Origin of the sequence: Burkholderia sp. 9120 (assembly GCF_000745015.1) — a bacterium.
Lineage (GTDB): Bacteria > Pseudomonadota > Gammaproteobacteria > Burkholderiales > Burkholderiaceae > Paraburkholderia.
Map to the genome: position 1 here is coordinate 5,616,415 of NZ_JQNA01000002.1, position 26,955 is coordinate 5,643,369.

General features: G+C 64.9%; 23 protein-coding genes. 17 read left to right on the forward strand and 6 right to left on the reverse strand.

What is annotated here, in order from left to right; all coding sequences use genetic code 11:
* Positions 1 to 81: 81 nt before the first annotated feature.
* From FA94_RS32985 to FA94_RS33010, 6 genes are all read left to right on the forward strand, one after another.
* Positions 82 to 1,101, forward strand: coding sequence for a nitrilase-related carbon-nitrogen hydrolase (locus tag FA94_RS32985; protein ID WP_035559602.1), 1,020 nt, complete (start codon positions 82 to 84; stop codon positions 1,099 to 1,101).
* A 79-nt stretch (positions 1,102 to 1,180) separates the two neighbouring features.
* On the forward strand, positions 1,181 to 2,077 hold the full coding sequence (locus FA94_RS32990) for a LysR family transcriptional regulator (protein ID WP_035559605.1): 897 nt from the start codon (positions 1,181 to 1,183) through the stop codon (positions 2,075 to 2,077).
* A gap of 328 nt (positions 2,078 to 2,405) precedes the next feature.
* Positions 2,406 to 3,968: an MFS transporter gene (locus tag FA94_RS32995; protein WP_231585088.1), complete on the forward strand. Its 1,563-nt coding sequence runs from the start codon at positions 2,406 to 2,408 to the stop codon at positions 3,966 to 3,968.
* Between the two features lie 12 nt (positions 3,969 to 3,980).
* Positions 3,981 to 5,057 (forward strand): HlyD family secretion protein, encoded by a 1,077-nt coding sequence (locus FA94_RS33000; RefSeq protein ID WP_035559607.1) that lies wholly within the window; start codon positions 3,981 to 3,983, stop codon positions 5,055 to 5,057.
* Entirely contained in the window at positions 5,054 to 6,574 is a 1,521-nt protein-coding gene (locus tag FA94_RS33005; RefSeq protein WP_051981024.1) for an efflux transporter outer membrane subunit, read from the forward strand. The genes FA94_RS33000 and FA94_RS33005 overlap by 4 nt, the downstream gene beginning before the upstream one ends.
* Positions 6,564 to 6,986, forward strand: a complete 423-nt coding sequence (locus tag FA94_RS33010; RefSeq protein WP_063771812.1) for a hypothetical protein — start codon at positions 6,564 to 6,566, stop codon at positions 6,984 to 6,986. Before FA94_RS33005 ends, FA94_RS33010 begins: the two co-directional genes overlap by 11 nt.
* A 99-nt stretch (positions 6,987 to 7,085) precedes the next feature.
* Here the strand turns inward: FA94_RS33010 and FA94_RS33015 are convergent, their stop codons facing one another.
* Entirely contained in the window at positions 7,086 to 8,300 is a 1,215-nt protein-coding gene (locus FA94_RS33015) for an ROK family transcriptional regulator (protein WP_035559609.1), read from the reverse strand.
* Between the two features lie 197 nt (positions 8,301 to 8,497).
* Between FA94_RS33015 and FA94_RS33020 the strand changes: the two genes are divergently transcribed.
* The 3 genes from FA94_RS33020 (at position 8,498) to FA94_RS33030 (ending at position 11,590) form a co-directional block, all read left to right on the forward strand.
* Positions 8,498 to 9,976, forward strand: a complete 1,479-nt coding sequence (locus tag FA94_RS33020; RefSeq protein WP_063771847.1) for an APC family permease — start codon at positions 8,498 to 8,500, stop codon at positions 9,974 to 9,976.
* Positions 9,966 to 10,967 carry an ROK family protein gene (locus FA94_RS33025; protein WP_063771813.1) on the forward strand — a complete coding sequence of 334 codons (1,002 nt, stop codon included), beginning with the start codon at positions 9,966 to 9,968 and terminating at the stop codon, positions 10,965 to 10,967. The genes FA94_RS33020 and FA94_RS33025 overlap by 11 nt, the downstream gene beginning before the upstream one ends.
* A 191-nt stretch (positions 10,968 to 11,158) precedes the next feature.
* A complete protein-coding gene (locus FA94_RS33030) occupies positions 11,159 to 11,590 on the forward strand; it encodes a PRC-barrel domain-containing protein (protein ID WP_035559612.1) in 432 nt (143 codons plus the stop codon).
* 98 nt (positions 11,591 to 11,688) lie between these two features.
* On the opposite strand, the gene FA94_RS33035 is transcribed toward FA94_RS33030, so the two are convergent.
* Together FA94_RS33035 and FA94_RS33040 are read right to left on the reverse strand one after the other, a co-directional pair.
* Positions 11,689 to 12,666 carry a substrate-binding domain-containing protein gene (locus FA94_RS33035; RefSeq protein WP_035559615.1) on the reverse strand — a complete coding sequence of 326 codons (978 nt, stop codon included), beginning with the start codon at positions 12,664 to 12,666 and terminating at the stop codon, positions 11,689 to 11,691.
* A gap of 133 nt (positions 12,667 to 12,799) precedes the next feature.
* Positions 12,800 to 14,137, reverse strand: coding sequence for a leucine-rich repeat-containing protein kinase family protein (locus tag FA94_RS33040; protein WP_035559619.1), 1,338 nt, complete (start codon positions 14,135 to 14,137; stop codon positions 12,800 to 12,802).
* Between the two features lie 282 nt (positions 14,138 to 14,419).
* On the opposite strand from FA94_RS33040, the gene FA94_RS33045 reads away from it, so the two are divergent.
* Positions 14,420 to 15,070, forward strand: coding sequence for a methylated-DNA--[protein]-cysteine S-methyltransferase (locus tag FA94_RS33045; RefSeq protein ID WP_035559622.1), 651 nt, complete (start codon positions 14,420 to 14,422; stop codon positions 15,068 to 15,070).
* 49 nt (positions 15,071 to 15,119) lie between these two features.
* Here the strand turns inward: FA94_RS33045 and FA94_RS33050 are convergent, their stop codons facing one another.
* Together FA94_RS33050 and FA94_RS33055 are read right to left on the reverse strand one after the other, a co-directional pair.
* Entirely contained in the window at positions 15,120 to 16,706 is a 1,587-nt protein-coding gene (locus FA94_RS33050; RefSeq protein WP_035559625.1) for an alpha/beta hydrolase family protein, read from the reverse strand.
* A 143-nt stretch (positions 16,707 to 16,849) separates the two neighbouring features.
* Positions 16,850 to 17,749 carry a LysR family transcriptional regulator gene (locus FA94_RS33055; protein WP_035559628.1) on the reverse strand — a complete coding sequence of 300 codons (900 nt, stop codon included), beginning with the start codon at positions 17,747 to 17,749 and terminating at the stop codon, positions 16,850 to 16,852.
* A 160-nt stretch (positions 17,750 to 17,909) separates the two neighbouring features.
* On the opposite strand from FA94_RS33055, the gene FA94_RS33060 reads away from it, so the two are divergent.
* Positions 17,910 to 18,773: an alpha/beta fold hydrolase gene (locus FA94_RS33060; protein WP_035559631.1), complete on the forward strand. Its 864-nt coding sequence runs from the start codon at positions 17,910 to 17,912 to the stop codon at positions 18,771 to 18,773.
* Positions 18,774 to 18,834: 61 nt separating this feature from the next.
* Positions 18,835 to 19,581, forward strand: a complete 747-nt coding sequence (locus FA94_RS33065; RefSeq protein ID WP_035559635.1) for an SDR family NAD(P)-dependent oxidoreductase — start codon at positions 18,835 to 18,837, stop codon at positions 19,579 to 19,581.
* Between the two features lie 58 nt (positions 19,582 to 19,639).
* Here the strand turns inward: FA94_RS33065 and FA94_RS33070 are convergent, their stop codons facing one another.
* Positions 19,640 to 20,347: a dienelactone hydrolase family protein gene (locus FA94_RS33070; protein ID WP_035559637.1), complete on the reverse strand. Its 708-nt coding sequence runs from the start codon at positions 20,345 to 20,347 to the stop codon at positions 19,640 to 19,642.
* A 207-nt stretch (positions 20,348 to 20,554) separates the two neighbouring features.
* Between FA94_RS33070 and FA94_RS33080 the strand changes: the two genes are divergently transcribed.
* The 5 genes from FA94_RS33080 to FA94_RS33100 all read left to right on the forward strand — a co-directional run bounded on the left by FA94_RS33080 (position 20,555) and on the right by FA94_RS33100 (position 26,934).
* The gene (locus FA94_RS33080; RefSeq protein WP_156126760.1) at positions 20,555 to 21,532 is read left to right on the forward strand and encodes a transporter substrate-binding domain-containing protein; all 978 of its coding nucleotides are present in this window, start codon (positions 20,555 to 20,557) and stop codon (positions 21,530 to 21,532) included.
* A gap of 129 nt (positions 21,533 to 21,661) precedes the next feature.
* On the forward strand, positions 21,662 to 22,069 hold the full coding sequence (locus FA94_RS37485; RefSeq protein ID WP_051981027.1) for a hypothetical protein: 408 nt from the start codon (positions 21,662 to 21,664) through the stop codon (positions 22,067 to 22,069).
* 76 nt (positions 22,070 to 22,145) lie between these two features.
* On the forward strand, positions 22,146 to 24,296 hold the full coding sequence (locus tag FA94_RS33090; protein ID WP_231585089.1) for an ATP-binding protein: 2,151 nt from the start codon (positions 22,146 to 22,148) through the stop codon (positions 24,294 to 24,296).
* Positions 24,293 to 26,305, forward strand: coding sequence for a hybrid sensor histidine kinase/response regulator (locus FA94_RS33095; RefSeq protein WP_035559646.1), 2,013 nt, complete (start codon positions 24,293 to 24,295; stop codon positions 26,303 to 26,305). The genes FA94_RS33090 and FA94_RS33095 overlap by 4 nt, the downstream gene beginning before the upstream one ends.
* On the forward strand, positions 26,302 to 26,934 hold the full coding sequence (locus FA94_RS33100) for a response regulator (protein WP_035559649.1): 633 nt from the start codon (positions 26,302 to 26,304) through the stop codon (positions 26,932 to 26,934). Before FA94_RS33095 ends, FA94_RS33100 begins: the two co-directional genes overlap by 4 nt.
* The last annotated feature ends 21 nt before the right edge of the window (positions 26,935 to 26,955 follow it).

A 26,955-nucleotide genomic window follows, 5' to 3' on the forward strand; every position in this document is an offset into this window, starting at 1 on the left:
ATCGAAAGCATCGAATTTTTCATTTTACTTATTGAAGGGGGAGCGGTCCAATGAAGGCGTTTTCTCCATCGGGTTGCGAAGATGTCTTCCTCGTCAGGTCCCTCGCTTCGCGTGGCGTCTATCCCGCTCGTTTCATGTCGCGGCGACGCCGTGCAGAATGTCGCGCGCGTGGTGACGTGTCTCGCGAACGCCGCGTGTCAGAACATCGGTCTCGTGGTGTTTCCGGAAAGCTGCCTTGCCGGTTACGCGAGCATGGCGAAGTTGCCGCGCGCCGAACTCGAGGCCCTCGCGGAATCGCTCGACGGACCGTCGATCCACGCGGTGGCCGACGCGGTCGAACAGACTGGCGTGGCGGCCGGCGTCGGGATCGTGGAGCGCGCCGCCGACGGACGGTTGTTCAACAGCTACGTCGTGTGCCTGCCTGGCGGGCAGCGCCATTGCCACCGTAAGTTGCATGCGTTCGAGCATCGGCGGATTGGTAGCGGCGATCGGTTCACCGTGTTCGATACGTCGTGGGGGATTCGCATCGGCATTCTGATCGGCGCGGACAATTACCTTGTGGAGAACATGCGCGTGACGGCGTTGATGGGCGCAACGCTGTTGATCGCGCCACATCGAAGCTTCGGCGGACGCAGTGCGGGCGGGATGAAAATGCAGCCGGTGTCGATCGAACAAGCGAGGCGCGGTGAAAACGCACACAGGGCCTTCGACTCCAACAACGAAGTGCTGTCCGACTTACCTCACTGGCTACCCGCACGCGCCGCAGACAACGGTCTGTTCATCGCCTTTAGCGACGGCGCGGATGTCACCGATAACTCCTCCGTAACCGGCACAGGCATGATCGTCGATCCACGCGGCCGAACGTTGGCCTCGAACAGCGGCGATACGACCAACACGCTCATCTCAGCCGACATCGAAGCCAGCCTGACCCACAACAGCGCCAGCCGCCAATGGCTCACCGCGCGCCGCCCCGACCTCTACGGGCTGCTGAGTCGGGGAGAAGACCGCCGCACGACAGAGTTCGAACCACGCAGCCTCTCCCCACGCGGCTCGATCGCCGTCAGTTTCGCGCAAGTGGGCCGCAACCGGTTGATCGGATAGCACCCTCCGTCGCCAATTTCCCAGCAAACAATCCGGTCCTGCGTCAAACTGCACGCCTCGTTCACCATCGTTGCGTGCCATGCAATCACCTGACCTCAACCTGCTGATCGCGCTGGACGCGTTGCTCGAAGAAGGCTCCGTGGTCGGTGCCGCGCAACGCATGCATCTGAGCGCGCCCGCCATGAGCCGCACGCTCGCGCGGATTCGCGACGCCGTCGGCGATCCGATTCTCGTCAAGATCGGCCGGCGGATGGTGCCGACGCCACGCGCGCTCGCGCTGCGCGACCAGGTGCGCGCGTCGGTGGAAAACGCGGTGCGGCTGTTACAGCCCGAACGCGAACTCGATCTGGCCACCCTCGAACGCACGTTCAACCTGCAGGCGAACGATACCTTCGCCAGTTCGTTCGGCGGCGGCGCGCTGGATCGCATCCGGCGAGAAGCGCCGCGTTCGGTGCTGCGCTTCGAGCCGGGCAACGACATCGAGGCGCACGTCGTGCTGGACGGCAAGACCGACCTGCTGATCACCTCGATGCGTCCGTTAGGGCCGGACATCCATATGCAGCGGCTGTTCACGACCGCGATCGTCGGTCTCGCGCGCGACGATCATCCGATCTTCGACGGCGAAATCACGCCGCAACGTTTCGCGTCTTACGATCAGGTGAGCGTGTCGCGCCGCGGCCGTGCCACCGGTCCGATCGACGTCGCGCTCGCGGCGCTCGGCTTGACGCGCACGGTGTCGCTGGTGGTGCCGTCGTTTCATACCGGCGTGTTCGCGGCCGGCTCGTCCGACCTGATCGTCGCGTTGCCGGACCATGTCGCGGCGACCGCGAAAGCGCTGGGCGTCCGCGTGCGATCGTTTCCGATTCCCATGCCGCTGGAGACGATCGTCGTGATTCAGGCGTGGCATCCGCGTTTCCAGAGCGACCCGGCGCATCAGTGGCTGCGGCGCGTCGTGCGGGATGCGTGCGGCGGATAGCCGGTTTTTTTAACCGAGTTCGCCTCGCCTGATGCGTGCGTTCAACGCACGCATCGATTGCGAAAATCGCAATTTCCGAATCGATCGATGCTTCGTAGACTGGCTCCTGTCCCATTCCTGGAGCCAGCATCATGGGTTTTTCCGACGCGGTCGGCGTGACCGAATACGCGCTTGGTTTGCGTGGCAGGCGGGTCACGTGAACTCCGTCGTCAATCCAGCGCCCGCTTTCGCGACACCAACGCAAACGCCACCGCAAGCACCAGCGCAAGCAGCACCCCAGCCCCAAGCCCCCGCGTTCACCACACGGGTGGTCGTCGGGCTCGTGGGCGTGTTGATCGCCGTCGTGATCGCACAACTCAACGACCACGTCACCGACGTCGCCATGCCCGACATTCGCGGCGCGCTGGGCATCAGCCGCGACCACGCGTCGTGGTTGAGCACCGCTTATCAAGTCACGCAAGTCTCCGCGATGATGTTCGCGCCGTGGTGCTCGGCAACCTTCTCGCTGCGACGCTTCACGATCGGCGCGGTGGCCGCGTTCGCGCTGCTCGGCGTGGTCTTTCCGTTCACCTCGACGTTCGGCGCGCAGTTGACCTTGCGCGCGCTTCAAGGACTCGCGGGCGGCTGCCTCCCGCCGATGCTGATGACCGTCGCGCTGCGCTTCCTGCCGCCCGGCATCAAGCTCTACGGCCTCGCCGCCTACGCGCTGACGGCCACCTTCGCGCCGAACCTCGGCACGCCGCTGGCGGCCCTCTGGACCGACTATGCGGGTTGGCGATTCCTGTTCTGGCAGATCGTGCCGCTCGCGTTGGTATCGATCGGCATGATGGCGTGGGGCTTGCCGCAAGACCCGCTTCGCCTCGAACGCTTCGAGCAATTCAACTGGCGCGGCGTGCTGCTCGGTTTCCCCGCCATGGCGATGCTGGTCATCGCGTTGGAACAAGGCACCCGCGTCGGCTGGACCGACGCGCCGTGGCTCTGCGCGTTGCTCGTCGGCGGCGCGGTGATGCTGGCGCTGTTTCTCGTCAACGAATGGTTTCATCCGTTGCCGTTCTTCAAGATCCAGTTGCTGGCGCGCCGCAATCTGTCGCATGCGCTGCTCACGCTTGGCGGCGTACTGCTGATCCTGGTCGCCGTGCCGAGCCTGCCCGCCGGCTATCTGGTCGAGGTGCGCGGCTACCGGCCGCTGCAGCTCGCGCCGCTCGCGCTCTGCGTCGCGCTGCCGCAACTCGTTGCGTTACCCGCGGTCGCCGCGCTGTGCAATCTGCGGCGCGTCGATTGCCGCTGGGTGTTGGCGGGCGGACTCGGTCTGATCGCCCTGTCGTGTTTGGCGGGCAGCTTCATGACGTCCGACTGGATTCGCGACAACTTCTACACGCTGCAAATCATGCAGATCGTCGCGCAGCCCATGGCGGTGATTCCGCTGCTGATGCTCTCGACCAACGGCATGACGCCGCAGGAAGGGCCGTTCGCGTCCGCCTGGTTCAATACCGTGAAGGGCTTCGCCGTCGTGGTCGGCACCGGCGTCACCGAGGGCCTGACGACAATGCGCGAGCGTTTCCATTCGAACGTACTGATCGATCAGTTGGGCAACCGGCCGCAGGCGTTCGCAATGGCGCAGCAGGACATTGCGGCGCGCCTGCATGTCGACGCGCATGCGGCGCTGGCGCTGCTCGATCAGCAGATCCGCGAGCAGGCGCTGGTGCTCGCGTCGGCGGATGTTTTCCGCTTGATGACCGGCGTCGCGATCGTGTTCATTCTGCTGATCGCGGTGATCCCGACGCGGGTGTATCCGCCGCGCGCCGCCGTCACGCCGCCCGCGCCTGTGCTCACCCCGACACCCATGCCCGTCAAACAGCGAACCGATCCACCGATCCGATCGAAAAAGTAAAAAGGTTGACCTATGTCTGAGTCGAAGTCGAACAAGAAAATTTACGCCGTCGGCACGGTCGCGATCGTGCTGCTCGGCCTGTGCGCCGCGCTCGCCTACGGCGTGTTGAAACCGTCCGGACCCAGCACCGACGACGCCTTCGTCAGCGCCGATTTCACCGTAGTCGCGCCGCGCGTTGCCGGTCAGATCGTCGCACTCGGCGTCGACGACAATCAGTTCGTGCGCAAAGGACAACTGCTCGCGCAGATCGACGACCGCGATTACGCGGCGGCCGTCGACGCGGCAAACGCCAACGTCGCGGCCGCGCAGGCGGCAATCGACAACGTGTCGGCGAGCCTCGTGCAGCAACGGTCGCTGATCGATCAGGCCGCCGCGACGTTGTCCGCCGCGCACGCGAACGCCGTGTTCGCGCGCGCCGACGACGCCCGCTACGCCGACCTCGCGCAACACGGCGCCGGCAGTACGCAGAACGCGCAGCAGGCGCGCTCGCGGACCGACACCGCGCTAGCCGATGTCGCGCGCAACGACGCCGCGTTGCAAGCGGCCAGACAGCAGGTCGCCGTGCTGACGACCCAGCGCGAGCGCGCCGAAGCCACGCTCCAGCAGACGCAAGCCGCGCTCGATACGGCGCGTCTCAATCTGTCGTGGACACGCATCGTCGCGCCGATCGACGGCGTGGTCGGGCAGCGCGCGGCGCGCGTGGGCGCCTACGTGACGCCGGGCACGCCGCTGCTCGCGGTCGTGCCGTTGCAACAGGCGTACGTGGTGGCGAATTACCAGGAAACGCAACTGGGCAATGTGCGCCCCGGCCAGGCGGCGGAGGTTCGTGTCGACACCTATCCGGGCATGGTGTTGCAAGGCACGGTCGACAGCTTTGCGCCCGCGACCGGCGTGACGTTCGCGGCCATCGCGCCCGACAACGCCACCGGCAACTTCACCAAAGTGGTCCAGCGGATCCCGGTCAAGATCGTGCTGCAGGCGGGCCAGGCGTCGCTCGATAAATTGCGCGTCGGCATGTCGGTCGATGCGACGATTCGCACCGGCAACGCGCCTGCTTCGTCAGCCGGCGAAAAGGTCGCCGCACGATGAATACGCTGATCTCACGAATCGCCCTGGGCGTGTGCGTGCTGGGCCTTGCCGCCTGCACGGTCGGGCCTGATTTTCACCGGCCGGCGGCGGCGTTGCCGGATCGCTGGGAAGCGGGACATAGGGGCCAAGCCACGCCCCTATCGACAACGCCGTCGCAGATCGTCGACGGCGCGCTCGATCCGCAGTGGTGGAACGTGTTTCACGATGCCGAACTGTCGTCGCTGATCGCGCGTGTCGCAGGCGCCAGTCTCGATGTCAAAGCAGCCGGCGCACGGCTGATGCAAGCCCGCGCCGCGCGTCGTGTGAGCGGCGCGGATGCGCTGCCTTCGGTTGAAGGCACGGCGTCGTATCAACACGCACGCTCGAGCCAGAACGGGCTGCTCGACGTTGCCGGGCTCGGTGGCAAGCACGATTACAACGTGTGGCAGCCGGGTCTCGACGCGTCATGGGAACTCGATTTGTGGGGCCGCGTGCGGCGCGAAACCGAATCCGCCGATGCCAGCGTCGAAGCCAGCGCGGATCTACGCCGCGACGTGTTGCTCGCCACCCTCGCCGAAACCGCGAGCGACTACCTGCAATTACGCGGCGTGCAGGCGCAGCAGCAGATCGTTCAGCAGAATCTGGAGATCGCGCGGCACAGCCTGGCGTTGACGAAAATCCGTTTCGCCGACGGCGTCGCGACACGTCTGGACATGGCCGAAGCCGCCGCGCAAGTCAGCACGATCGAAGCGCAATTGCCGTTGCTCGACAACCAGCACGCACGCCTCGTCAATGCGTTGAGCTTTCTGATGGCTGCACCGCCGCGTACGCTGGAAGGCGAGTTGCGCGCGGCCGCACCGATTCCGGCGCTACCGTCGCGCGTGCCGGCCGGCTTGCCGTCGGAGCTGGTGGAGCGCAGGCCGGACATTCGCGTCGCCGAAGCGCATTTGCATGCGGCGACCGCGAGTATCGGCGTAGCGGTCGGCGACTTTTATCCGCGCGTCACGCTGTCGGCGAATCTGAGTTTGCAGGCCATGCATTTCGGCGATCTCGACCAGTGGAGTTCGCACATGTTCGGCGTCGGTCCTGCGTTGAGCGTGCCGCTATTCGAAGGCGGCCGGCTGAAGGGACAACTGGCGCTGCGCGAAGCGCAACAGCAGGAAGCCGCCATCGCATTCCAGCGCACGGTGCTGAACGCGTGGCACGAGGTGGACAACGCAATGAGCGATTACGACGCGCGTCAATCGCATCGCGACAAACTGGCGGAAGCGGTCGAACAGAACCGCATCGCGCTCGACAACGCGCAACGTCAGTACGTTGCGGGTGCAACGGATTTTCTGAACGTGCTGAGCGTGCAGAGGGATCTGCTCGGTACGCAACAGGCGCTCGCCGCGAGTTCGACCGAGGTGGCGGTGTCGCTCGTCACGTTGTTCAAAACATTGGGTGGGGGTTGGCAGACGGCGTTCCCCACCTCGTCGAAGCGTGTAGACCCAGGCGGCACAGCCCGCGTTTCCGGAGAAAGAGACCATGACTCTTGATGTCCAGGCATTTAGCGTTCTCGACGTCGCGCAGTTTCCGACCGTGATCGTTCGCAACGAAGCCATTCGGCCCGGTTATGCCGCGCAATGGGAACGGGAGATGGAGGCATTGATCGCGCACGCCGTGCCGTTCGTGATGTTTCATATCGAGGTGCGCGACCACGAAACAAACGACGACTTCAAGCAGCGTGGCGTGTGGCTCAAACAGAACAAGGCGGCGCTGGCGCGCGTGTGCAGGATGCTCGTGACCGTCGAGTCCGACGATACGAAGCGCGAGACAGCGCGAATTCAGGGGCGCGGCGCGACCAGGGCGTTCGGCATTCCGCATCGCGCGGTGGCGACGTTGGCGGAGGCTTGGGATATTGCGTCGTATCGCGCGAAGGAAGCGGCGCAAGTTGAAGGGGAGCGCTAGCGCCACGGAGATGGGCGAACGCCACACCGCATCGCAGCGCTTGCTAGAAGCGCCGGCGTTGGTGCCGCCTGGCACGCGCGCCAGGCGGTAGCACGCACACTAAGCCGTGGTCGCGTACCCCAGCCGCTCAAAGGCCTTCACACGCGCCCGCTCGACGCCCAGCACGATCGCGCCGAGCAGCACCGCGTCGGTGCCGGTCGCCGAGACGGCGAACTCGGGCACCGGAATCGGCAGCCACTGCGCGAGATGATCGCGGATCGCCGGCAACAGCAAAGAACCGCTCCGGCCGACACCGCCGCCCAGCACCACCAGCTTCGGATCGAGAATCGGAATGATCGACGCGAGGCCCCACGAAAGCTGCCGCGCTTCTTCCGCCACGCAATCGAGCGCGCGCTGATCGCCGGCATTCGCCGCGACGAACACCTCTTCCGCATTCGCCACCGTCAGCCCGCGCCGCTGCGCCTGCGCGACGATCCCCTTCGCCGCCGACGACGCTTCGAACATCGGCCGGTACACGCCATCCGATTTCGCGCCCACCACGGGCGCCGCGGGCAGCACCGCGATTTCGCCGGCAAAGCCATGCGCGCCGCGATGCAGACGGCCGTCGGCGATGATCCCGAGACCCACGCCCGTACCGACCGACATGAACACGAAGTTGTCGACGCCGCGCCCGAGTCCGTGCTGCTGCTCGCCGAGCGTGGCGAGATTGATGTCGTTCTCGACGAACAGGTCCGCGTCGAGTGCCTCCCTGAGCGACGGAATCAGCCCCGGCCGCTCCAGATCCGGCAGGTTCGGCGCGAGACGCAGCCGGTCGTGGTCGGCGTCCAGCACGCCCGGCGAACCGAACACGGTCGCGAGCACCGCGTCGCGCGAAACCTGCTGCTCGTCGAGCATTGCGTCCACGATCTCGACAATGCGCGCGACGAACCGCTCCACTTTCGCGGGCGTGCGCTTGTCGAGCCGCGCCACCACCGTGCCGGTCAGATCGGCGACCGCGCCGCGAATCCATTCCGCGCCGACGTCGATCGCGACCACGAAGCCCGCTCTGGCGTGCGGCGCGTAAAGACGCGGGGAACGCCCCGCGCTGCCGCCGCGCACCCCCGTCTGTTCGACGAGACCCAGCCGTTCGAGATTGCTGAGCGCGGCCGTGACCGTCACTTTCGACAGCCCCGTACTCTCCGCGAGCTGCGGGCTGGAGGCGGGCGCCATCGACAGCAGATGCTGGTAAATCGCCCATTCGTTGCCCTGGCGTACGAACGCGGGGCCACGGGTGACGGTGACGGTCGGCTGGCTGTGCTTTCTATGCGCGTGCATGGGCTGTCTGGTTTCGGGATGGCCGATCCTATCAACGACTGTACGGCGGGGCAAGCCGCCGCCCTCGCCGACTTAATGGAACATTTTTGGCTTGCTTGAATTAGTAAAGAAAGTTTCCTATCATTCGGCAACACAAAAATGAGATGAATGCCGAAGCATCCGATCAACGACGCGGCGAGCGCCGCATGGAGATATCGATGAGCGATTCCACCTGGCGGGAACCGTCCCCGCAAGTCACGGCTGACGCGGCCGCCGAGCCCGCGGCCGAGGCGCCGCACTTCCGCCGCTCGGTCGGCCTGTTCCCGGCGATCGCCGTGAACATGATCCAGATTTGCGGCGTCGGGCCGTTCCTGACCATTCCGGCTATCGTCGCCGTGCTGAACGGGCCGCTGGCGATCATCGGCTGGATTCTCGGCGCGGTGTTGTCCATGGCGGACGGCCTCGTCTGGGCGGAACTCGGCGCGGCGATGCCGGGTGCCGGCGGCACCTATCTCTACGTGCGCGAAGCGTTCCAGTACCGCACCGGCAAGCTGATGCCGTTCCTGTTCGTCTGGACCGCGATGCTGTCCATTCCGCTCATCATGAGCACGGGCATTATCGGTTTCGTGCAGTACCTCGGGTTCTTTCTGCCGACGCTGTCGGCATGGCAGACACACGCCATCGGCGTCGGCGTGACCGCGCTGGTGGTGCTCGCGCTGTATCGGCGGATCGAATCGATTCGCGCGTTGAGCACGGTGCTGTGGGTCATCATGATGCTGGCGGTCGGGCTGACCATCGCGGCCGCGTACTCGGATTTCCATCTGAGTCTCGCAACCACGCTGCCGCCCGGCGCGGGCGATCTCGGCAAGTTCTTCACCGGCCTCGGCGCCGGCCTGATCATCGCCATTTACGACTACGCCGGCTACAACACCACCGCGTACATGGGCGACGAACTGAAAAACCCCGGCCGCGTGATGCCGCGCTCGATCATCGTGTCGATCATCGCGATGATGGTGCTGTACCTGACGATGCAGATCGGCGTGATCGGCACGGTGCCGTGGCAGGAGGTCGCGAAATCGACGTCGGTGGCGTCGCTGGTCGTGGAGCGCAACTGGGGGCATACGGCGGCCGCGATCGTCACGGTGCTGATCCTGTTCGCCGCGTTCGCGTCGGTGTTCGCCGGCTTGCTCGGCGGCTCGCGCGTGCCCTTCTACGCGGCACGCGACGGCGTGTTCCTCGCCGCCTTCGGCAAGCTGCATCCGAAGCACAACTTCCCGCACGTCGCGCTGATCGTGATGGGCGTGGTCACGGCGGCCGGCACGTTTTTCGACCTGACCTCCGTGATCAACATGCTGGTTGCGGTCGCGGTGCTGTTGCAGTCGGTCGCGCAGATTGCGGCGCTGACCGTGCTGCGCCGCCGTCAGCCGACGCTCGAACGGCCGTACCGGCAGTGGCTTTATCCCGTGCCGAGCCTGGTCGCGCTGGTCGGCTGGCTCTACGTGTTCTATGCGACCGATCATCAATCGCAGTTGATGTCGACCGGCTGGCTGGTTCTCGGCCTGATCGCATTCCTGATCTGGGCGCGCGTGGCGCGTCAATGGCCGTTCGGTCCCAGGCCGATCCGCGAAGTATTTCTCGAACGTCAGATGAGCAGCACCGCAACCGCCTCCGCCAATACGCAAACGCATGCACGTTAACGACCTGGATGAAACCCGGCGCGCTGGCGCCGGGCCGCATGGATTTCTGCTGGCGATCGATTTCGGCGGCACCAAGATCGCCATGTCGACCGCCACGGAAACCGGACAACGCCTTCACGAAGCGGAAATTCCGACCCTGGCGCAACAAGGTGCGCAGACCGTCATGCGCCGCATGTTCGACGCGGCGCGAGCGTTGATCGCGACGACCGCGGCCGACGTCGGCGGTGAATTGCTTGCGGCCGCTGCCGTTACGCCGGGCATCGTGGAACCGGACGGCATTCGCCTCGCGCCGAACAACCCGGGCTGGGACCGGCTCGCCTTGCACGACGAACTACGCAGGGGTTTCGCGATTCAATGCGTCGGCGTTGAAACCGACGTCAAAGCCGCCGCGCTCGCGGAAGCCCGTTGCGGCGCGCTGGCCGGCGTCGAGTGTGGTCTCTACGTGAACCTCGGAACGGGTCTCGCGGCGGCTGCGGTTGTCGGTGGGAAGGTGCTGCGCGGCGCGCATGGCGCGGCCGGCGAGATCGGCTATCAGTTGCGCGGCGTGCCGGGCGAAACCCTATTCGCCGATGGCGGCGCGCCGCTGGAAGACTTCGTGTCGGGCCGTGCGATCGGCGAGCGTGTGAGCGCGCTGCTCGGACGCAACGTGAGCACGCGCGAAGCGTTTGCAATGCGTGAGTCCGTGCCGCAAGTGAAGGCGCTGCTCGACGACACGCTCTACCGCCTCGGCGTGCATATCGTCAATCTGAGCTTGATGCTGGACCCGTCGCGGATCGTGATCGGCGGCGGCATGGCGCGGATTCCGGGTATTGCGGACGACATCCGCTCGTTGCTGAAACGCGCCGTGCCCTATCCACCGGAGGTGATGATTGCCGCTTTCGGTCACGGCGCGGCGCTGCAAGGCGCGATCGTGGCAGCCGGCGATGCCTGGCGCGCGCGACGTGTGCCGCCGGGTCTTGCGCCGTTGCGTGCGGTGGAGCCGGCGTTGTAGTTAAACGGTGGCCGCCATGACACGCGCTACTCGTTGCTCGTTGCGCAACGCATCCGGCACCTGCCTGGCACCCGCTCGCAGCACGCTCCGGCCGAACCCAGGCACATGACGTGCTACCGCATCTCCCTGGTAAGAGGTTGACTGCCGGACTCGTCCGGCACCCATCCCGACACATAAACCAGGAGCCGAAAATGAAAGCGAACACACTGATCTGCGCTGCCGCGCTTGTCGCGATCTGCGCGTCGCAAGGCGCGGTCGCCCAGGTGGCCGGCCTGCAACCGCTCGGTGGCACGGTGGAGCAGACCAACGCGTTGCTGAAGGGCTGGAGCGTGCGCCGCGCGCTGGTCGACGAACCGGTCTACAACGATCTCAACGACAAGATCGGCAGCATCTACGACGTGATCATTGCGCCGGATCGCAAGGCAACCTACGCGGTCGTCTCGGTGGGTGGATTCCTCGGCATGGGCAAGCACTACGTGGCGATTGCGGTCGACCACTTCGAGATACGCGACGGCAATCTGTTCCTGCCCGGCGCAACCAAGGACGCACTAAAGTCCGTGCCCGAGTTCGAGTACAACAAGCTCGAAAAGGCGACCAAGCCGCACAAGGTCAGCGCGAATTAACGGGTAGCGGATAAGTAGCGGGTCAATGCAGGCCATGCAACGCAACGTGTGCCAACTATGCGACGTGAGGTGACGTGAGACGACGCGTTGCACGGCCTTCAACGCGTCGGGGCCGTGACCAGTTGCAACGGCGTCTCGATCACCCTCGACAGGTCGCCTTCCCTTCTCTGCTCGGTCACGGCTTTCAATGCCACATCGAGCCCGAACACGGCCTGGCGGTCCGCGAACTGATCGATGGTGGCGAGTACGCGGCCGTCGGCAATCAACGGCTTGATCGCTTCGATATCGTTATAACCGGTGATCGACACGCCGCCGGTTCTACCGGCGTCGCGCACCGCATCGACCGCGCCCATTGCCATGTTGTCGTTGCCGCACAGCAGTCCGCGCAGTTGCGGATGCTCGCCGAGCATCGCCGCGGCGGCGTCACGGCCTTTGCCGTAATCCCAGTGGCCCGATTGCACCGCGACCACCTTGATGCCCGCCGCGCTCATCGCCTCCCGGCCTCCTTCCGTGCGCTGCTGGGCATTGCGATCGGCCGAAATACCTTCGATGATCCCCACTTCGTCGCCCGCCTTGAGCCGCCCGGCCAGCACCTTCGCCACCTGCAGCGCGCCCTTGCGATTGTTCGGCCCGACGAACGGCACGGAGATACCGGCTGCGTCCTGAGACACGTCGTCGAGCGGATTGTCGATCGTAATCACGATGATGCCGGCCTTGATCCCGCGCGCGATCACCGGCGTCAGCGCCTTCGAGTCGGTCGGCGCGATCACGATCGCGTCCATCTTCGCGCGGATCATGTCTTCGACCATGCGGATCTGCACCGCCGTGTCACCCTCCGACGCCGTACCGCGCACCGTCAAACCAAATTGCGACGCGTAATGCTGCTGGTAGTTTTGCGCGGCGTTCTGCATGGCGGCCGTGAACGGATCGGCAAGCGACTTCAGCACGAGGCCGACCTTCAGCTTGCCGCCTTGCAGCGCCTGAACAGCGGGCGAGGTCAGCAGACCGGCCGCAGCGAGCGTGCCGGCAAACAGCACGCGGCGGCGCATGCTCAAAGGCGAGTTCTGCTGGGGCATGGCCCAGGAAGACCTGCTTCGGGGCGTCTTCTGCGTCATGAACGTTTTCCTCCTCCGCTGGCCTGACGAAACGCGACTCCGCACCCTGACGCCTGTGAACGGCCGCGCTCGCACGCTCGCATGGCGGCGAGCATCAAGCCGGCTTCAACGCGAGCAAGGCCGCGACGATGTCGTCGAACAGCGGACGGCTGCCGATCTCTTCGCTCAGGCAATTGTCCTTCAACTCCGCGAGCTTCGCCGCCACGTCGGCCGGTGTGTCGAGCCAGTCGCAGCGTTCGAGCAACTCTTCGAGCAGGCAGCCGTAAGCGCGAACTTCGAGACGCTGCAGCGCGGCGCCGGTGTCCGCCTCTTCCGTGCGATAGATCGATGCCGCGCCGAAATCGCCCAGCAGCGCGTGCCCCTGACCGTCGTACAGAATATTGTGCGCGTACAGATCGCCATGCATGATGCCGCGCCGATGCAAATGACTCGCCGCCAATGCAATGCCTTGCGCGATCGCCCACGCGGACGCCGGATCGAAGCGCGTGCCGGCGCCGTAGATGTCGCGCGTACACGATTCGAGGCTCGGCGGACCGCCCAGGTTGCCGAAGCGCGGATCGATCAATTCCATCACGAGTCCGTGCGTGCCCGCCGGATGGTCCGCCACTTTGCCCGCCACCGGGATCAGGTTCGGATGAACGCCGGCCTGGATGCAGGCGGCCATCTCGCAGTCCGGCAAACCGTCGCTGGTCACTGCGCCCTTGAACAGCTTGACGGCGACCGGTCGCGCAACGCCTTCGTGCTCCGCCGACAGTTCCGCGCGATAGATCACGCCGGAAGCGCCTTCGCCCAAAGTCTGTTCGAGTTTCAACGCGTTCCATGGGATCGCCGCGATCGGCGTATCGACCAGCGCCGAGGTTTCTAACGCTTCGTCGAACGGATTGCCGGCGAAGGCCAGCCAGGCGAGTCGGGGCAGGCGTGTCAGCCAGTCCGGCAATTTATCGAGCTGGTTCGCCGCGAGACGCACCAGTTCGAGCCGCGTGCAAGCGGCCAACGTGTCGGGCAACTCATGCAGTTGATTGCCTGCCAGCATCAGCTTTTGCAATTGCGTGCAGCGGCCGATTTCCGACGGCAGCGCTTCGAGCCGATTGTCGGTGAGCACGAGCCAGCGCAGCAGCGGCGGCAACGCGTTGCCGGACACTTCGCGAATCCGGTTGGCCTTGAAGCCGATCATGCTCAACTGCTCGCATTGCCCCAGCATGGGCGGCAACTCGGTGAACAGGTTGTCGGACGCAAAGAGAATGCGCAGCTTGCGCAGGCGCGGCAAATCGTCAGGCAGCGCACTGAGCGCATTGCCGGACAGGTCGAGGACTTCCAGCGTGTCGGCCAGATCGAAAATCTCGCGCGGAAATTCGCTGAGTCCGCACGCCAGTTTGAGCTGGCGCGCACCGGCGAGCTGGCCGGCCCGCAGTCGTTCAAGTGTCGTGGTCAAAGTCGTGGTCTGGCTATCCGTTGCCGGTACGCGTTGTACCGGGGGCCTCAATTCTACTGAGTCGCGGCGAGCGGGTCCGCGTTCGCCGTGATTCAACCCATCGTCACCAAAACGCCCCACACGGCGCGCACATCTGTCATGCTTTCACACCAATTGGACAGCAAGATCTGGAGCGCGGGCAGCGGGCTCGAAGTTCACACTGTTGAACATCGGCGCGCACTACGCGACATCGCGGCGTCGCCTTACCGGCATGCCGGCCTCCAACCCGCCAGGAGAAGCACCGTGACATACGCATACAAGTTGATGGATTCGCCCGTCGGACAGTTGAAGCTCGTCGCAAATGGCGAACGGCTGGCCGCGATTCTGTGGGAAAACGACAAGCCGAACCGGGTTCGTCTCGGCGCGCTGCTTGAGGCGAACGACCGCCCGATCCTGATCGAAAGCGAACGGCAATTGAACGAGTACTTTGCCGGCAAGCGCCAGGCGTTCGACCTCGCGCTCGACTTTCAGGGCACCGAATTCCAGAAGAAAGTCTGGCACGCGCTGTTGACGATCCCGTTCGGCCAGACGCGCAGCTACAAGGATATTGCGCTGCAAATCGGCAATCTCAACGCCGTGCGCGCAGTCGGCGCAGCGAACGGCAAGAACCCGATCTCCATCGTCGCGCCGTGCCATCGGGTGATCGGCGCGTCCGGCGAGCTGACCGGGTTCGCGGGCGGACTGGCGAACAAGATGCTGCTGTTGTCGCTGGAGGCAGGGCAGACTTCGTTGGAAGCGGCAGCGGATGGGGCGATTGCAACTTCTGCTTCTGCTTCGGCTTCGGCTTCAGCTTCGGCACCCGCGCCCGCTCCTGCCCATAAGGTCGAGGCACGCGCCAAGCCCGCACGTCACGCGCCGAGCGTCGGCACGCAAGCGTCGCTGTTCGGCAATTGAGAATCGAGAATTGGGTCAAGGCGCGCGGTTCGTTGCCGCACGCGAATCGTCAGAAGTTCGCGAAGAACGCTCGCGCGGCCACCATGCAGAACGACGCGACCAGTTCGCCGTGATACGCCTGCAACACGGCGGAAGCGCCGCCATCGGTTGCACCGCCCGCCACCGCCTGCTTCGCGAGCGACGCCTTGGCACTCGCGAAACCCTGCCTGATCGGCGCATACGGATCGTTCGGTCCAGTCACAGGCGAGTCCACGTCCAGCACCGAAGTCAGTCCCGCCGGCACCTTTGCGTTCAACCAGTACGCCTGCTCGGTGCGCGCGTTGAAGAAGAACACCGTCGGGTCCGCCTCGCCGCCGCACAGTTGCACCGGCGCGTGCGGCACCCAGTTGCGTAGATCGTTGCGCTTGAACGCCTGGCGCAGCGGCTGCGCCGGATTCGCAGCCGGGGTCCATGCTGCGGTGGGCTGCGGGAACGCGCCATCGGGATGAGCGGCGGCGTCTTCGAGGAGACTCAGACGATAAGCGTTGCGCACGAGATTGGCGTCGCCGAATCCCGCCGCGGACACCGGCTTTAACGCGACCGGCACGAGTGGCGGCGCAGCGGGCGGCGTCATCGCAGCGAATTGCGGCGCGGGCGGCACGCTGCTGAAGAGCTGCGTCGGCGGCAATTTCTTCGCGGCGAAAAGTGCGTCGAGCGGTTGCAGACTCGGTAGCAAGGTCTCGATACCGGGCGCGTACGCCGCTTCATAAAAATCGCTGGGCTTGCGATAGATGTTCCCATAGGCCCGCTGATAACCCGTCACGATCAAGGTCGTGAAGAGCGTCGAACCCACGTTGACTTCACCTTCGATCAACGCGTCCGCGGTCGCGGCCAACGCATACGGACCCGATCCCGGCGCCGATGCGGTCACCTTCACGCCGGCCGCCTGCAACGCGCGATGCGTCGCCAGCGCCACGAAGCCGCCCTGCGAATAACCGGTCACGAACAGCTTGCCGTTCTCGCGCGTTTTTTGTCCCCGCTTCGAGTCGTTCAGCACGAGGCGCGCGGCCCGCAGCGAGTCGATCACATCGGCGGATTGCTGGTCGGCGTTCAGATACGGGTGATACGGCAGATCGGAGCCGGCATAGCCCGCGTAATTGCTCGCCACCACGATGTAGCCCTGCGCCGCGTACATCGCGGCCACGGCGAGGCCTTCGCCGGCGCCGTCCGTGTTGGCGGGGTCCGTTTGCGTGATGTCGGCAAGGTTGTATTGACGGTACGGCGTGGTGCCGTGCGCGTAGATCATCAGCGGACGTGGCCCGCTGCACGCGGACGCGTGTCCGGTGGGGAGCATCAGCGCGCCGCTCGCCTGAGTCGGCTCGCCCGCGCCGCCGATCGTGCTGTAGCGGAACGTCACGATCTCGACGCCGCAAGCGGGCTTGCCGGCAATCTGCGCGAGCTGCTGACCGGAGGCATTCGACGCCAGCATTTTTCCAAACGCCGCGGCACTGAGCCGGAGCGACACGTGATGCTCGAGCAGTTGGCCGCGAGCCTTGCACCCCGTGTCACAACCGGAGTCGGCCTGCACACCGACACTGACGCCCGACGTGAAACCGATCAGCAGCCCGAGGGCGGCGTTTCGCATCGCTACACGCATGTGAGGCTCCGTTTTGTTGGTATGACAACGAATAGGCGGCCTTGCAAGGTGAAACGAGTATAGGTGAACCGATCCGCAAGCCGCTAGCGCGATCTCACGGCAGAACGACGACGCGATGACGCAATGACCCGGTCACGCAAGCCTCAGCGCGACGCCGGTATCGCCGACATCACCAGTTCTTCCGCTCGCGACAAAAACAGCTTCAGCACCGGCGACGTATTTGCGCGGCTATAACCGATCACCAGATCCACACCCGGCGCATCGCCTTCGAGCGGCCGGCTCACAACCGACCACGGCAGCAGGTTGTTCGCATACTCCGGCATCAACGCGAGCCCGCGCGTGGACGCCACCAGCGACATGGCCATCGCCAGATTGTCGACGCCATGCTCGGGCGTGAGCGTCACGCCGCTCTCCCGCAGATACTGTTCGATCACGTCGTGCAGCACCTTCGCCTTGTTCGACGCCATGATGAACGTCTCGCCGACCAGATCCTCCGCGCGGATCGCCGCGCGCCCGGTCAACCGGTGATCGCTTGGCATCAGCACGATAAGCTTTTCGCGGTACACCACTTTGTAATCGAGATCGAAGCCCGGCTCGGCGCGCAGAAACGCAAGGTCGAGCTTGCCGCGCGCGAGCGCATCGGCAAGGTCCGGCGAGTAATGGCTCGATACGGTGACGTCGACGTTCGGCAGTTCGTCGCGCAGCACCTGCATGGCGCGCGGCAGCCAGGTCATTTCCTGGCCGGTCAGAAACCCCAGCGCAAAAACCTGTTTGGCGGGCCGCGACGCACGGCGCGCGGCCTCGATGGCCGCGTCGACCTGGGTCAGCGCGAGCCGCGCATGGTCGAGAAAGGCCTTGCCCGCCGCGGTCAGTTCAACCCCGCGCGCGCTGCGGCTGAACAATGCCGCGCCGACCTCGTCCTCGAGGTCGCGAATCTGCCGGCTCAGCGACGGCTGCGACGTATGCAAGCGCCGCTCCGCCGCGACCGTCAGGCTGCCCGTCTCGGCGACGGCCACGAAATACCGCAGGTGTCGAAGCTCCATAACCCCTCTTGGCGAGACATGCCTTACAGGCATGCCCGCCAGCCTACAAAGTCTTTTTCCTTTGCGCAAGCCCCCACTACATTACCCATCAGGCAGCGACGCAACCGACACAGCGCACCTGCACACCATGCCTTCCATCTATATCGCAGAGGAACCTGAAATGACCGCACAGACCCACCAGAGCGCCCCGACCCAGTTCGTCGAAGCAAACGGTATCCGCTTCGCGTATCGCCGCTTCGGCAAGACCGGCGGCGTGCCGCTCGTGTTCAACATCCACTTCACCGGCACGATGGACCACTGGGACCCGGCCGTGACCGACGGCCTCGCGCAAGGCCGCGAAGTGATCCTGTTCAACAACGCCGGTATCTCCAGCAGCTCGGGCGAGGTGCCGGAATCGATCGAGGCGATGGCCGCCAACGCCGCCGCGTTCATCAAGGCGCTCGGCCTGACGCAGGTCGACGTGCTCGGTTTTTCGATGGGCGGTCTGATCGCGCAAACCCTGGCGATCGCCGAGCCGACGCTGGTGCGCCGGCTGATTCTGGTCGGCACGGGCCCGCGCAGCGGTGAAGGGATGGAATCGCTCACGCCGGAAGCGCAGGACATTTTCGGCGCGAGCTACGCCGAGCCGGACCATCTGTGGCTGCGCGTGCATTTCTCGCCTTCGGACGCGAGCCAGGCGGCGGGTCGCCGGTTCCTGCAGCGTTTCCGTCTGCGCAGCGAAGGACGCGACCCGGAAGCCAACGAGAAGGTCGCACCGGCGCAACTCGCCGCGCTCGCCAAATGGGGCGCGCCGCGTCCGACGCCGTTCGACTACCTGAACGAGCTGAAGCAGCCCACGCTGGTGGTCAACGGCGACAACGACGTGATCATCTATTCGATCAATTCGTGGATTCTTCAGCAGAACCTGCCGAACGCTCAACTGATCCTCTATCCCGACGCGAACCACGGCTCGCTGTACCAGTACCCGCAGCGCTTCGTCGCGCACGTGGCGCAGTTCCTGGCGGCAACCGGCGCAGCCGACTAAGCGCGATCAATCCACCCAATCAACAAGCCATCGATTCGATTTACCTAACCGGAGTCTCGTCATGAACAATCTCACAGGCAAAACCGCGCTCGTTACGGGCGCTTCACGCGGCATCGGCCGCGCCAGCGCGCTCGCGCTCGCCCAGGCCGGCGCGCAGGTGCTGGTTCACTACAGCAGCGGAGAGAAGGAAGCGGACGCCGTGGTCGCCGAAATTCGCGCGGCCGGCGGCAATGCGCAGAAAGTCGCCGCGAACTTACGCAATGCCGACGGTCCGCACGAACTGGCCAAACAGGTGCGCGCGGTGATCGGCCATCGGCTGGATATTCTGGTGGCGAATGCCGGCATTTCGAAGGCGGCGAGCATTGAAGACACGACCGTCGCGGATTTCGACAATCTGTTCGCCGTGAACGTGCGCGCGCCTTTCTTTCTCGTGCAACAGCTCTTGCCGGTAATGTGCAAGGGCAGCAGCGTGGTGCTGCTGTCGTCGCTCGCCGCGCGCGCCGCGGTCGGCACGCTGCCCGCGTATGCCGCGACCAAGGGCGCCGTGGATACGCTCGTCAGGCATTTTGCGTCCGCGCTCGGCGAACGCGGCATTCGTGTGAATGCGGTTGCGCCGGGGGTCGTTGAAACCGACATGTCCAATTTCACGAAAACCGATTCGGGACGCGAAGTCACACTGAACATGCAGGCCTTGAAGCGGGTCGCGCAACCGGACGATATTGCCGGCGCCGTGGCCTTCCTGGCCTCCGACGCCGCGCGCTGGATCACCGGCGAAACGCTGCACGTGGACGGCGGCTCGAAGCTCTGAGCCCGACGTTCAAAGCGCTAACCTCGACGCGCCGCCCGTTGACCGGTCAGCCTGCCGGTCACTTCCACATCGTGCGGCCGAAGAACGTCAGCGTGCGGTCCCATGCCTGCTGCGACCAGACCGGATCGAACTGGGTCCGCGGAATACGGCCGTAGCCGACCGCCGTTTCGTTCGCAAACGCATGATGCGCGAGATAGCGATGGAATTCGACGTCGACGTTCGCTTCGGTCAGCTTCTTTTCCAGCGCGTCGACCGTTTCCGCCGGGAAAAACTCGTCTTGCGTCGCCCAGTGGCCGATCAGCGGCACCTTGATTTTCGACGCGTCGATATATTCCAGCGGCGGAAAGCCGTACCACACCACGCCGGCCGCCACTTCGGGGATATTGGATAGCGCGAGCAAGGTCAGCGCGCCGCCCATGCAATAACCGGTCACCGCCACCTTATCCGCCTGCTGCTTCAGATACTGAACCGCGCCGCGCACGTCCTGCGTGGCGGCGTCGCCGAAATCGAGCGCGCTCATCAGATGGTGGGCCTCTTCCTGCTCGACGGTCGATTTGCCGCGGTACAGATCGGGCACCAGCGCCAGATAACCGGACAGGGCGAGGCGATCGGCGACGCCGCGAATCTGGTCGTTCAACCCCCACCACTCCTGAATCACGACGACGGCGGGCGCGCCTTCCAGTTTCGCCGGCTTCGCGAGATAGCCTTGCAACGGCTTGCCGTCAGGCCGGTTAAAAGTGACCATCGATCCGTGTGGCTGTTTCATCGGTTTCTCCTCGGGGTAGACGAAGCCGCTAGCATAGCGCCAGTGCCCCCCGTTCTGCCGGCGGCCTGCCATCCCGCGATACGTGCGATCAAGGCCTCGCCCACGGCCGGCCCGGGGTCTTTGCACCGGCGCAACGATCGAATTTTGCGAAACCCGCCACTCGATCTCATACTGCCGGCTACTTATCGCTTCCGGTTCGGGTCAGTCATGGTCGTACCCAAGTTCGTCGACGCCATTCGCCGCTCCGGAATGGACGCCTGCGTCAAGCTGCTGGTTGCGCTGTCCGTGATTGCCGCCGCCCTGTCCCGTCCAGCATTCTGCGACGCGTCCACCACCGCCTCATCTCCTACCGTTGGATCCGCGAGCGTCATGCACGTCCGGATTCTTCGCGTACCCGGCGACACGGTGCGCGAGGGCCGCTGGGCTTTTCTGATCACCGCGCTGGACCACACCGTGCCGGCTTACGGCCCCTACGTGATCGACAGCTATTCGGCGGCCATGTCGGCGCGGCGCGAGATCGACGAGGTCATCGCAGGACGCCGGATCAACGTGCTGGCCAGCGAACCCGGCCACCATGAACTCGACGCCGCGACCATTCCGATTCCCATTCCGATCGACCGTGGTCTGCTTGGCTATCGCGTGGCGCTCATCAACGAAGGGCAGCAGGCGAAGTTCAACGCGATCCACGACCTCGCGGGCCTGCGCACGCTGACGATCGGCCAGGGACAGGATTGGGGCGACGTGCCGGTGTACCGGCTGGCCGGCGTGCCGCTCGTCACGGCGAGCCGCTACGACCTGCTGTTTCCGATGCTGGCCGATCACCGCTTCGATATGTTTCCGCGCGGCGTGCTGGAAATCACGCGCGAGTTGAAGGCGTTTCAAACGAGTTTTCCACAGATGCGGGTCGAGTCCCATCTGCTGATCCGCTATCCGTACGCGCAGTTTTTCTACGTCAGCAAGGACGACCCGATCCTCGCGAAGCGAATCAACGACGGCCTCGAAGCCATGTTGAAGGACGGCAGTTTCGACGCGCTGTTTCGCGCGTATTTCTCGCGCAGCATCGCTGACCTGCATCTCGAACGGCGCGTGCTGATCGACCTGAAGAATCCGTTTCTGCCGGCGTGGGTGCCGTTGGACCGCAAAGCGCTCTGGCTCGATCCATTCATCGGGAATAAGCGCAACTGAAGGATTGGCTGATAACGGTTCAGGATTTCCTGACTTCAGAATCAGCAAACCGGCCGCCCAGAACCCGTGCCGCCTGACGTTCAGCAGACGGCAACGCGTTTAAAGTGGAGCATCCCCTTCCGTTGCCGGATGACCGTCATGCCCGATTATTTTTTGCAGCGCAAGAAGACGGTCAATCGCATCGACGCGCTGTGCGCGGCTCTGTTCGAACTTTGGTGTGAGGAGAAAAAACGTGTACCGCTCGCGTATCTTTTGCACTGCTGGCCATTAACCGGTCACGATCCGGTGTCGGTCAAAAAGATCGCCGACGCGCTGGCGGATCTGTCGCAGTTCCAGGCCAGTCTGCTCAGCCCCGGCGCGTCGCAGATGATCCGCGAGGTGATCGGCAACGTGCGCGAGATCATCGGCGAGCCGGCCCCGCCGGGCGCGCTGGCCGCGAACGGCGCCGGCATCATGTGGACGCGGGTCCGGTTGGGCAATCCGTCCGCCGCGGTGGCGGCCTTCACAAAAGCCGATTTCCTCGACGGCCCCTTATAGACCGCGATTTGCCTGCAAGTGCAAAATACAAACACAAGAATCACAGCACCTGCGGGGAATTATGGTGGTCAATAGCTTGAGTTCTCTCCTGGCCTCGACCGGCCGACTCCGGCATAGCGTGGTGCTGCGACTGCTCGCCATCGTGCTGCTGTTCAGTTGCGCGGTCACCCTGTTGCTGACCGCGCTGCAGCTTTACCGCGACTACGGCCGCGGCGTCGACGCGATCGAGACCCGTCTGGCCGATATCGATCGGAGCAATCGCGACAGTCTCGGCGAAGCGCTGTGGCAACTGAACCGCACCGAGCTTCAGTTGCAGTTGAACGGGATTTTGCGGCTCGCCGACATGCGCGCCGCCGAAGTGCGCGAGACCGGTTCGAGCGCCGCCCCGCTGGTGGTGACGGCCGGCACGCCGGAGAGCGGCGCCGTGATAGCCCGCGAATTTCCGATCTTCTACCGGATTCACGGCGTGCAGCAGAAAATCGGCAGCCTGTACGTGCAGGCGACGCTCGACAATCTGTATCGCGCGCTCACGCAAACCGCGCTGGTCATTCTCGTGAGCCAGGCGGCCTACACGTTTGTCGTCGCGCTGTTCACCATCTATATCATCTCGCGCCTCGTCACCCGGCATCTCGCCACGATCGCGCGGCAGGTCGGTCAGTACGATTTCCGCTCGGCGCACCAGCCGTTCGCCCTGCCGCGCCCGCAGCCGCGCTGGCCCGACGAACTCGACCGCGTGGTCGCCGCGTTCAACAACATGGGGCCGCGGCTGCACGAGGCGTATCTGGTGGAACGCGACACCGCCGCGCAGCGCGAGGCGCGGCATCTGGCCGAAGCGGCCAATCGGGCCAAGAGCGCCTTTCTCGCCAACATGAGCCACGAACTGCGCACGCCGTTGAACGGCATTCTCGGCTATACGCAGATTTTGCTGCGCGACGCCAGCCAGAGCGAACGCCAACGCGGCGCGGTCGAAGCCATTCACCGCAGCGGCGAACATCTGCTGGCGCTGATCGACGACACGCTCGACTTCGCGCGGATCGAGGCCGGCAAGCTGCGCATTGAAATGACCGACGTGCCGCTGCCGAGGGTGCTCGACACGATCCGCGAAATCATCGGCGTGAAGGCGGAGCAGAAGCGCCTGCAGTTCACCTGCGAAATCGCGCGCGGTCTGGCCTGCGCGGTTCGCGCCGACGAGCAGCGCTTGCGCCAGGTTCTGCTGAACCTGCTCGCCAACGCGCTCCGCTTCACGGACACGGGACAGGTCAGCCTGAACGTGGAGCGGGCGCCCTCCGGCGCGGTGCGCTTCTGCGTGCTCGATACCGGCATCGGCATTTCGGCGACCAAACTAAGCAGCATTTTCGAGCCGTTCGAACAGGCCGGCAGCGCCGCGCGGCGCGCCGGCGGCGTCGGCCTTGGTCTCGCGATCAGCCAGCAACTGGTGCGCGCGATGGGCGGCGAAATCCGCGCCGAAAGCGAGCCCGGTCATGGCAGCGCGTTCTGGTTCGATCTGGCGGCCGCCACGGTCAATTCCGCCGCGCCGCGCAGTGTCGCGCCCGGCACACCGTCGCGGCGTGTGATCGGCTACGCGGGCGCGCGCCGCTCCGTGGTGGTGATCGACGACGAACCCATCAACCGTGCGATGGTGAGCGAGTTTCTGCGGCACTTGGGGTTTGAGGTGCGCGAAGCCGCCGGCGGCCGCGAAGGCATTGCGATGGCGCGCGAGGAGACGCCGTCGCTCGTCATGACGGACATTCTGATGCCCGACATGGACGGCCTCGAAACGACGCGCCGCTTGCGGCGTCTGCCCGGCTGCCATGACATTCCGATCATCGCGATGTCGGCGAATCCGTCGTGGAGCGGCGAAAAACGCAGTCTTCATGCGGGCGCGAATGCGTTTCTGCCGAAGCCGGTCGAATTCGACCGGCTGCAAGCGCATCTTGCCGATCTGCTCACGCTGGAATGGCGCTGCGCGCCGCCCACGGGCTCCGCACCGGTCGAGCCGCCGCCTGAACCCTCGCCCACGCTGTCGACGGCCGAGATGGAGACGCTGCACCGGCTGGCCCGTCTCGGCGACATGCGCGCGATCGCCGCGTGGGCCGACCGGATGACGGCGCTCGACGCCCGCAACCTGCCGTTCGCGGCGCAACTGCGCGGGCTGGTCAAAGACTATCAGTCGAAAGCGATTCTGCTGCTCGTCGAAGCGCATCTCGACCGGAGGCGCACGTCATGAACGCCAACGCCAACCTGACGCAGCCGGCCACCATCCTGGTCGTGGACGACGCGCCGATCAACATCGGCGTGGTGGTGGACAGTCTCGAAGATGAAGGCTTTCGCGTACTGATCGCGCTCGACGGCGAAGAAGCGCTCGAACGCGCGCATTTTTCGCAGCCCGATCTGATTCTGCTCGACGTGAAGATGCCGGGCATCGACGGATTCGAAACCTGTCGCCGGCTCAAGCGCGAAGAAGCAACCCGCGAGATTCCGGTGATCTTCATGACCTCGCTGGGCGAACCCGACGATCTCGTCGAAGGCTTCTCGGCCGGCGGTATCGACTACGTGACCAAGCCGTTCCAGATTGCCGAAATGCTGGCGCGAATCCGCACCCACCTCGCGCTGCGCGCGCTGCACAAGCAACTGCGAACGCAGAACGTGCAGCTCTCGAACGAGGTCGCGGCGCACCGCGAGGAACAGGCCGCGTTATCGCGGGTGCGCGACGAACTGGAAATCCGGGTCGCGGACCGGACCAGCCAGCTTGCACGCGCGAATGCGAACCTGCTGATCGAAATCGACGAACGCAAACGGACCGAAAGCAAGCTGGTATCGAGCGAAACGCGCTTTCGCACGATCGTCGAAACCAGCCCGGTGCCGCTGTGCATCACGTCCATGCACGACGGCCGCGTGCTGTACATGAACGCGCCGTTTCGCTGGCTGTTCGCACTCGACAAGGAATGGCGCGGCGTCACCTACATCGCCGATTTTTACGTCGACCCAACCGAGCGCGACCGCACAATCGCATTGATGCGCGCCGAAGGCGGCTTTACCAATGCCGAAATCCAGTTCAAGGATTCGGCCGGCGCCAGCTTCTGGGCCGTCGCCACCGCCCGCATTGCCACCTTCGACGACGCCCCCGCGATCTACGTCGGCTTCAACGACGTCACCGCGCGCAAGCAGACGGAAGAAATGCTGCGCGCGAGCGAAGCGAGCCTCGCGAACGCGCAACGGCTCGCCAAACTCGGCGACTGGGCATGGAACGTCAGCGATGGGGTGACGCACTGGTCGTATGAGATGTACCGGATTCTCGGCCTCGAACCGAACGGCGTGCGTCCGAACCTGCGGACGCTGCGCGCCGCCCTGCATCCCGACGATCGCGCTGCGGTACGGCACGCGGTGCATACGGTGATCGCCGGCCGGCGGCCGCAGTTTCTCGATTGCCGTCTGAGCGGGAGCGGCGGCGAGCCGCGGATCGTGCAACTGCACGTGGAATGTTCGAGCGGTGGACTCGGGCAGCCGCTCACGCTGGTCGGCACGATGCAGGACATCACCGAACGCAAGCGCGTCGAACAGGAACTGCTCGAATCGCGCGAACGGTTGCGGGAATTGTCGGCGTATATGGAAGCGGTGCGCGAAGAAGAACGCAAACGCATCGCGATGGAAATTCACGACGAACTCGGCCAGTTGCTGACCGCGCTAAAAATGGACGTGTCGTTGCTGCGCATGCGTCTGGACAGCGATTCTGAAGCGGCGCGCAAGACCGACGACATGCGCGAGCTCGTCGAAAAAACCATCTGGATGGTACGAAATGTCGCCAGTCATCTCCGACCGGCCGCGCTAAACTTCGGCGTCGTGTCGGCGCTCGAATGGCTGGTCGACGACTTCGTGCGGCGCAATCAATTGCCGTGCAAGCTGGCGATTCACGGCGGCGAACCGGTGCTGCCGGACGCGCATGCCACGGCGGTGTTCCGTATCGTGCAGGCGTCGCTGACCAATATCGCGCGGCACGCGCTGGCCACGCGCGTCGACGTGACGCTCACCGGCGGCGACAACGCATTAGCCCTTCATATCAGCGACGACGGCTGCGGTTTCGACCCGGCCGCCGCGCGCCGCCGCTACTCGTACGGACTGCTGGGCATGAGCGAGCGTGCGCGGCTGATCGGCGCCACGTTGCAGATCGAGAGCGCGCCGGGCGCGGGCACGACCGTCTCGATTCACATCCCGCTCACGAATCGGAATCCCCCATGATCAGAATTCTCATTGCAGACGACCACGCGATCGTGCGAGGCGGTTTGAAGCAGATCATCGCGACCACCGCCGACATGATCGTCGCGGACGAAGCGGCCGAGGGCGCGGAAGTGCTCGACAAACTGCGCGCCGGCTGTCCCGATCTGCTGCTGCTCGACATGACGATGCCGGGCATCAGCGGCATCGATCTGATCCGGCGTGTGCGGGCCGAGTACGCCAACCTGCCGGTGCTCGTGCTGAGCATTCACAACGAGGCGCAGGTCGTCTCGCGCGCTTTGCGCGCAGGCGCCACCGGCTACCTCACGAAAGACAGCGACCCGGAGGTGCTGTTGACCGCGATTCGCAAGCTCGCCGAAGGCGGCCGCTTTATCGATCCGAAGCTGGTGGATTCGATGATCTTCGGCACGCACACGGGCGAAACACCGCCGCACGCCATTCTGTCCGACCGCGAATTCCAGGTGCTGCAAGCACTGGCCGCCGGAAAGAGCATTAACGACATTGCCGAAACGTTCGCACTCAGCGCCAAAACCATCAGCACTCACAAAATGCGGCTGATGCAAAAGCTCGGCCTCAACAATAATTCCGAACTGATTCGCTACGCGATCCGGCATCACCTGAGTACCGAGTGATTAGGCTCAGGAAATCCTTAC

Excerpts from the sequence above, each read along its gene's own strand:
- FA94_RS33100 (WP_035559649.1), top strand. The coding sequence starts at position 26,302 with ATGATCAGAATTCTCATTGCAGACGACCACGCGATCGTGCGAGGCGGT.
- FA94_RS33065 (WP_035559635.1), top strand. The coding sequence starts at position 18,835 with ATGAACAATCTCACAGGCAAAACCGCGCTCGTTACGGGCGCTTCACGC.
- FA94_RS33080 (WP_156126760.1), top strand. The coding sequence starts at position 20,555 with ATGGTCGTACCCAAGTTCGTCGACGCCATTCGCCGCTCCGGAATGGAC.
- FA94_RS33020 (WP_063771847.1), top strand. The coding sequence starts at position 8,498 with ATGAGCGATTCCACCTGGCGGGAACCGTCCCCGCAAGTCACGGCTGAC.
- FA94_RS32985 (WP_035559602.1), top strand. The coding sequence starts at position 82 with ATGTCTTCCTCGTCAGGTCCCTCGCTTCGCGTGGCGTCTATCCCGCTC.
- FA94_RS33005 (WP_051981024.1), top strand. The coding sequence starts at position 5,054 with ATGAATACGCTGATCTCACGAATCGCCCTGGGCGTGTGCGTGCTGGGC.
- FA94_RS33095 (WP_035559646.1), top strand. The coding sequence starts at position 24,293 with ATGAACGCCAACGCCAACCTGACGCAGCCGGCCACCATCCTGGTCGTG.
- FA94_RS37485 (WP_051981027.1), top strand. The coding sequence starts at position 21,662 with ATGACCGTCATGCCCGATTATTTTTTGCAGCGCAAGAAGACGGTCAAT.
- FA94_RS33015 (WP_035559609.1), bottom strand. The coding sequence starts at position 8,300 with ATGCACGCGCATAGAAAGCACAGCCAGCCGACCGTCACCGTCACCCGT.
- FA94_RS33070 (WP_035559637.1), bottom strand. The coding sequence starts at position 20,347 with ATGAAACAGCCACACGGATCGATGGTCACTTTTAACCGGCCTGACGGC.
- FA94_RS33035 (WP_035559615.1), bottom strand. The coding sequence starts at position 12,666 with ATGCCCCAGCAGAACTCGCCTTTGAGCATGCGCCGCCGCGTGCTGTTT.
- FA94_RS33060 (WP_035559631.1), top strand. The coding sequence starts at position 17,910 with ATGACCGCACAGACCCACCAGAGCGCCCCGACCCAGTTCGTCGAAGCA.
- FA94_RS33055 (WP_035559628.1), bottom strand. The coding sequence starts at position 17,749 with ATGGAGCTTCGACACCTGCGGTATTTCGTGGCCGTCGCCGAGACGGGC.
- FA94_RS33010 (WP_063771812.1), top strand. The coding sequence starts at position 6,564 with ATGACTCTTGATGTCCAGGCATTTAGCGTTCTCGACGTCGCGCAGTTT.
- FA94_RS33050 (WP_035559625.1), bottom strand. The coding sequence starts at position 16,706 with ATGCGTGTAGCGATGCGAAACGCCGCCCTCGGGCTGCTGATCGGTTTC.
- FA94_RS33025 (WP_063771813.1), top strand. The coding sequence starts at position 9,966 with ATGCACGTTAACGACCTGGATGAAACCCGGCGCGCTGGCGCCGGGCCG.
- FA94_RS33030 (WP_035559612.1), top strand. The coding sequence starts at position 11,159 with ATGAAAGCGAACACACTGATCTGCGCTGCCGCGCTTGTCGCGATCTGC.
- FA94_RS33000 (WP_035559607.1), top strand. The coding sequence starts at position 3,981 with ATGTCTGAGTCGAAGTCGAACAAGAAAATTTACGCCGTCGGCACGGTC.
- FA94_RS32990 (WP_035559605.1), top strand. The coding sequence starts at position 1,181 with ATGCAATCACCTGACCTCAACCTGCTGATCGCGCTGGACGCGTTGCTC.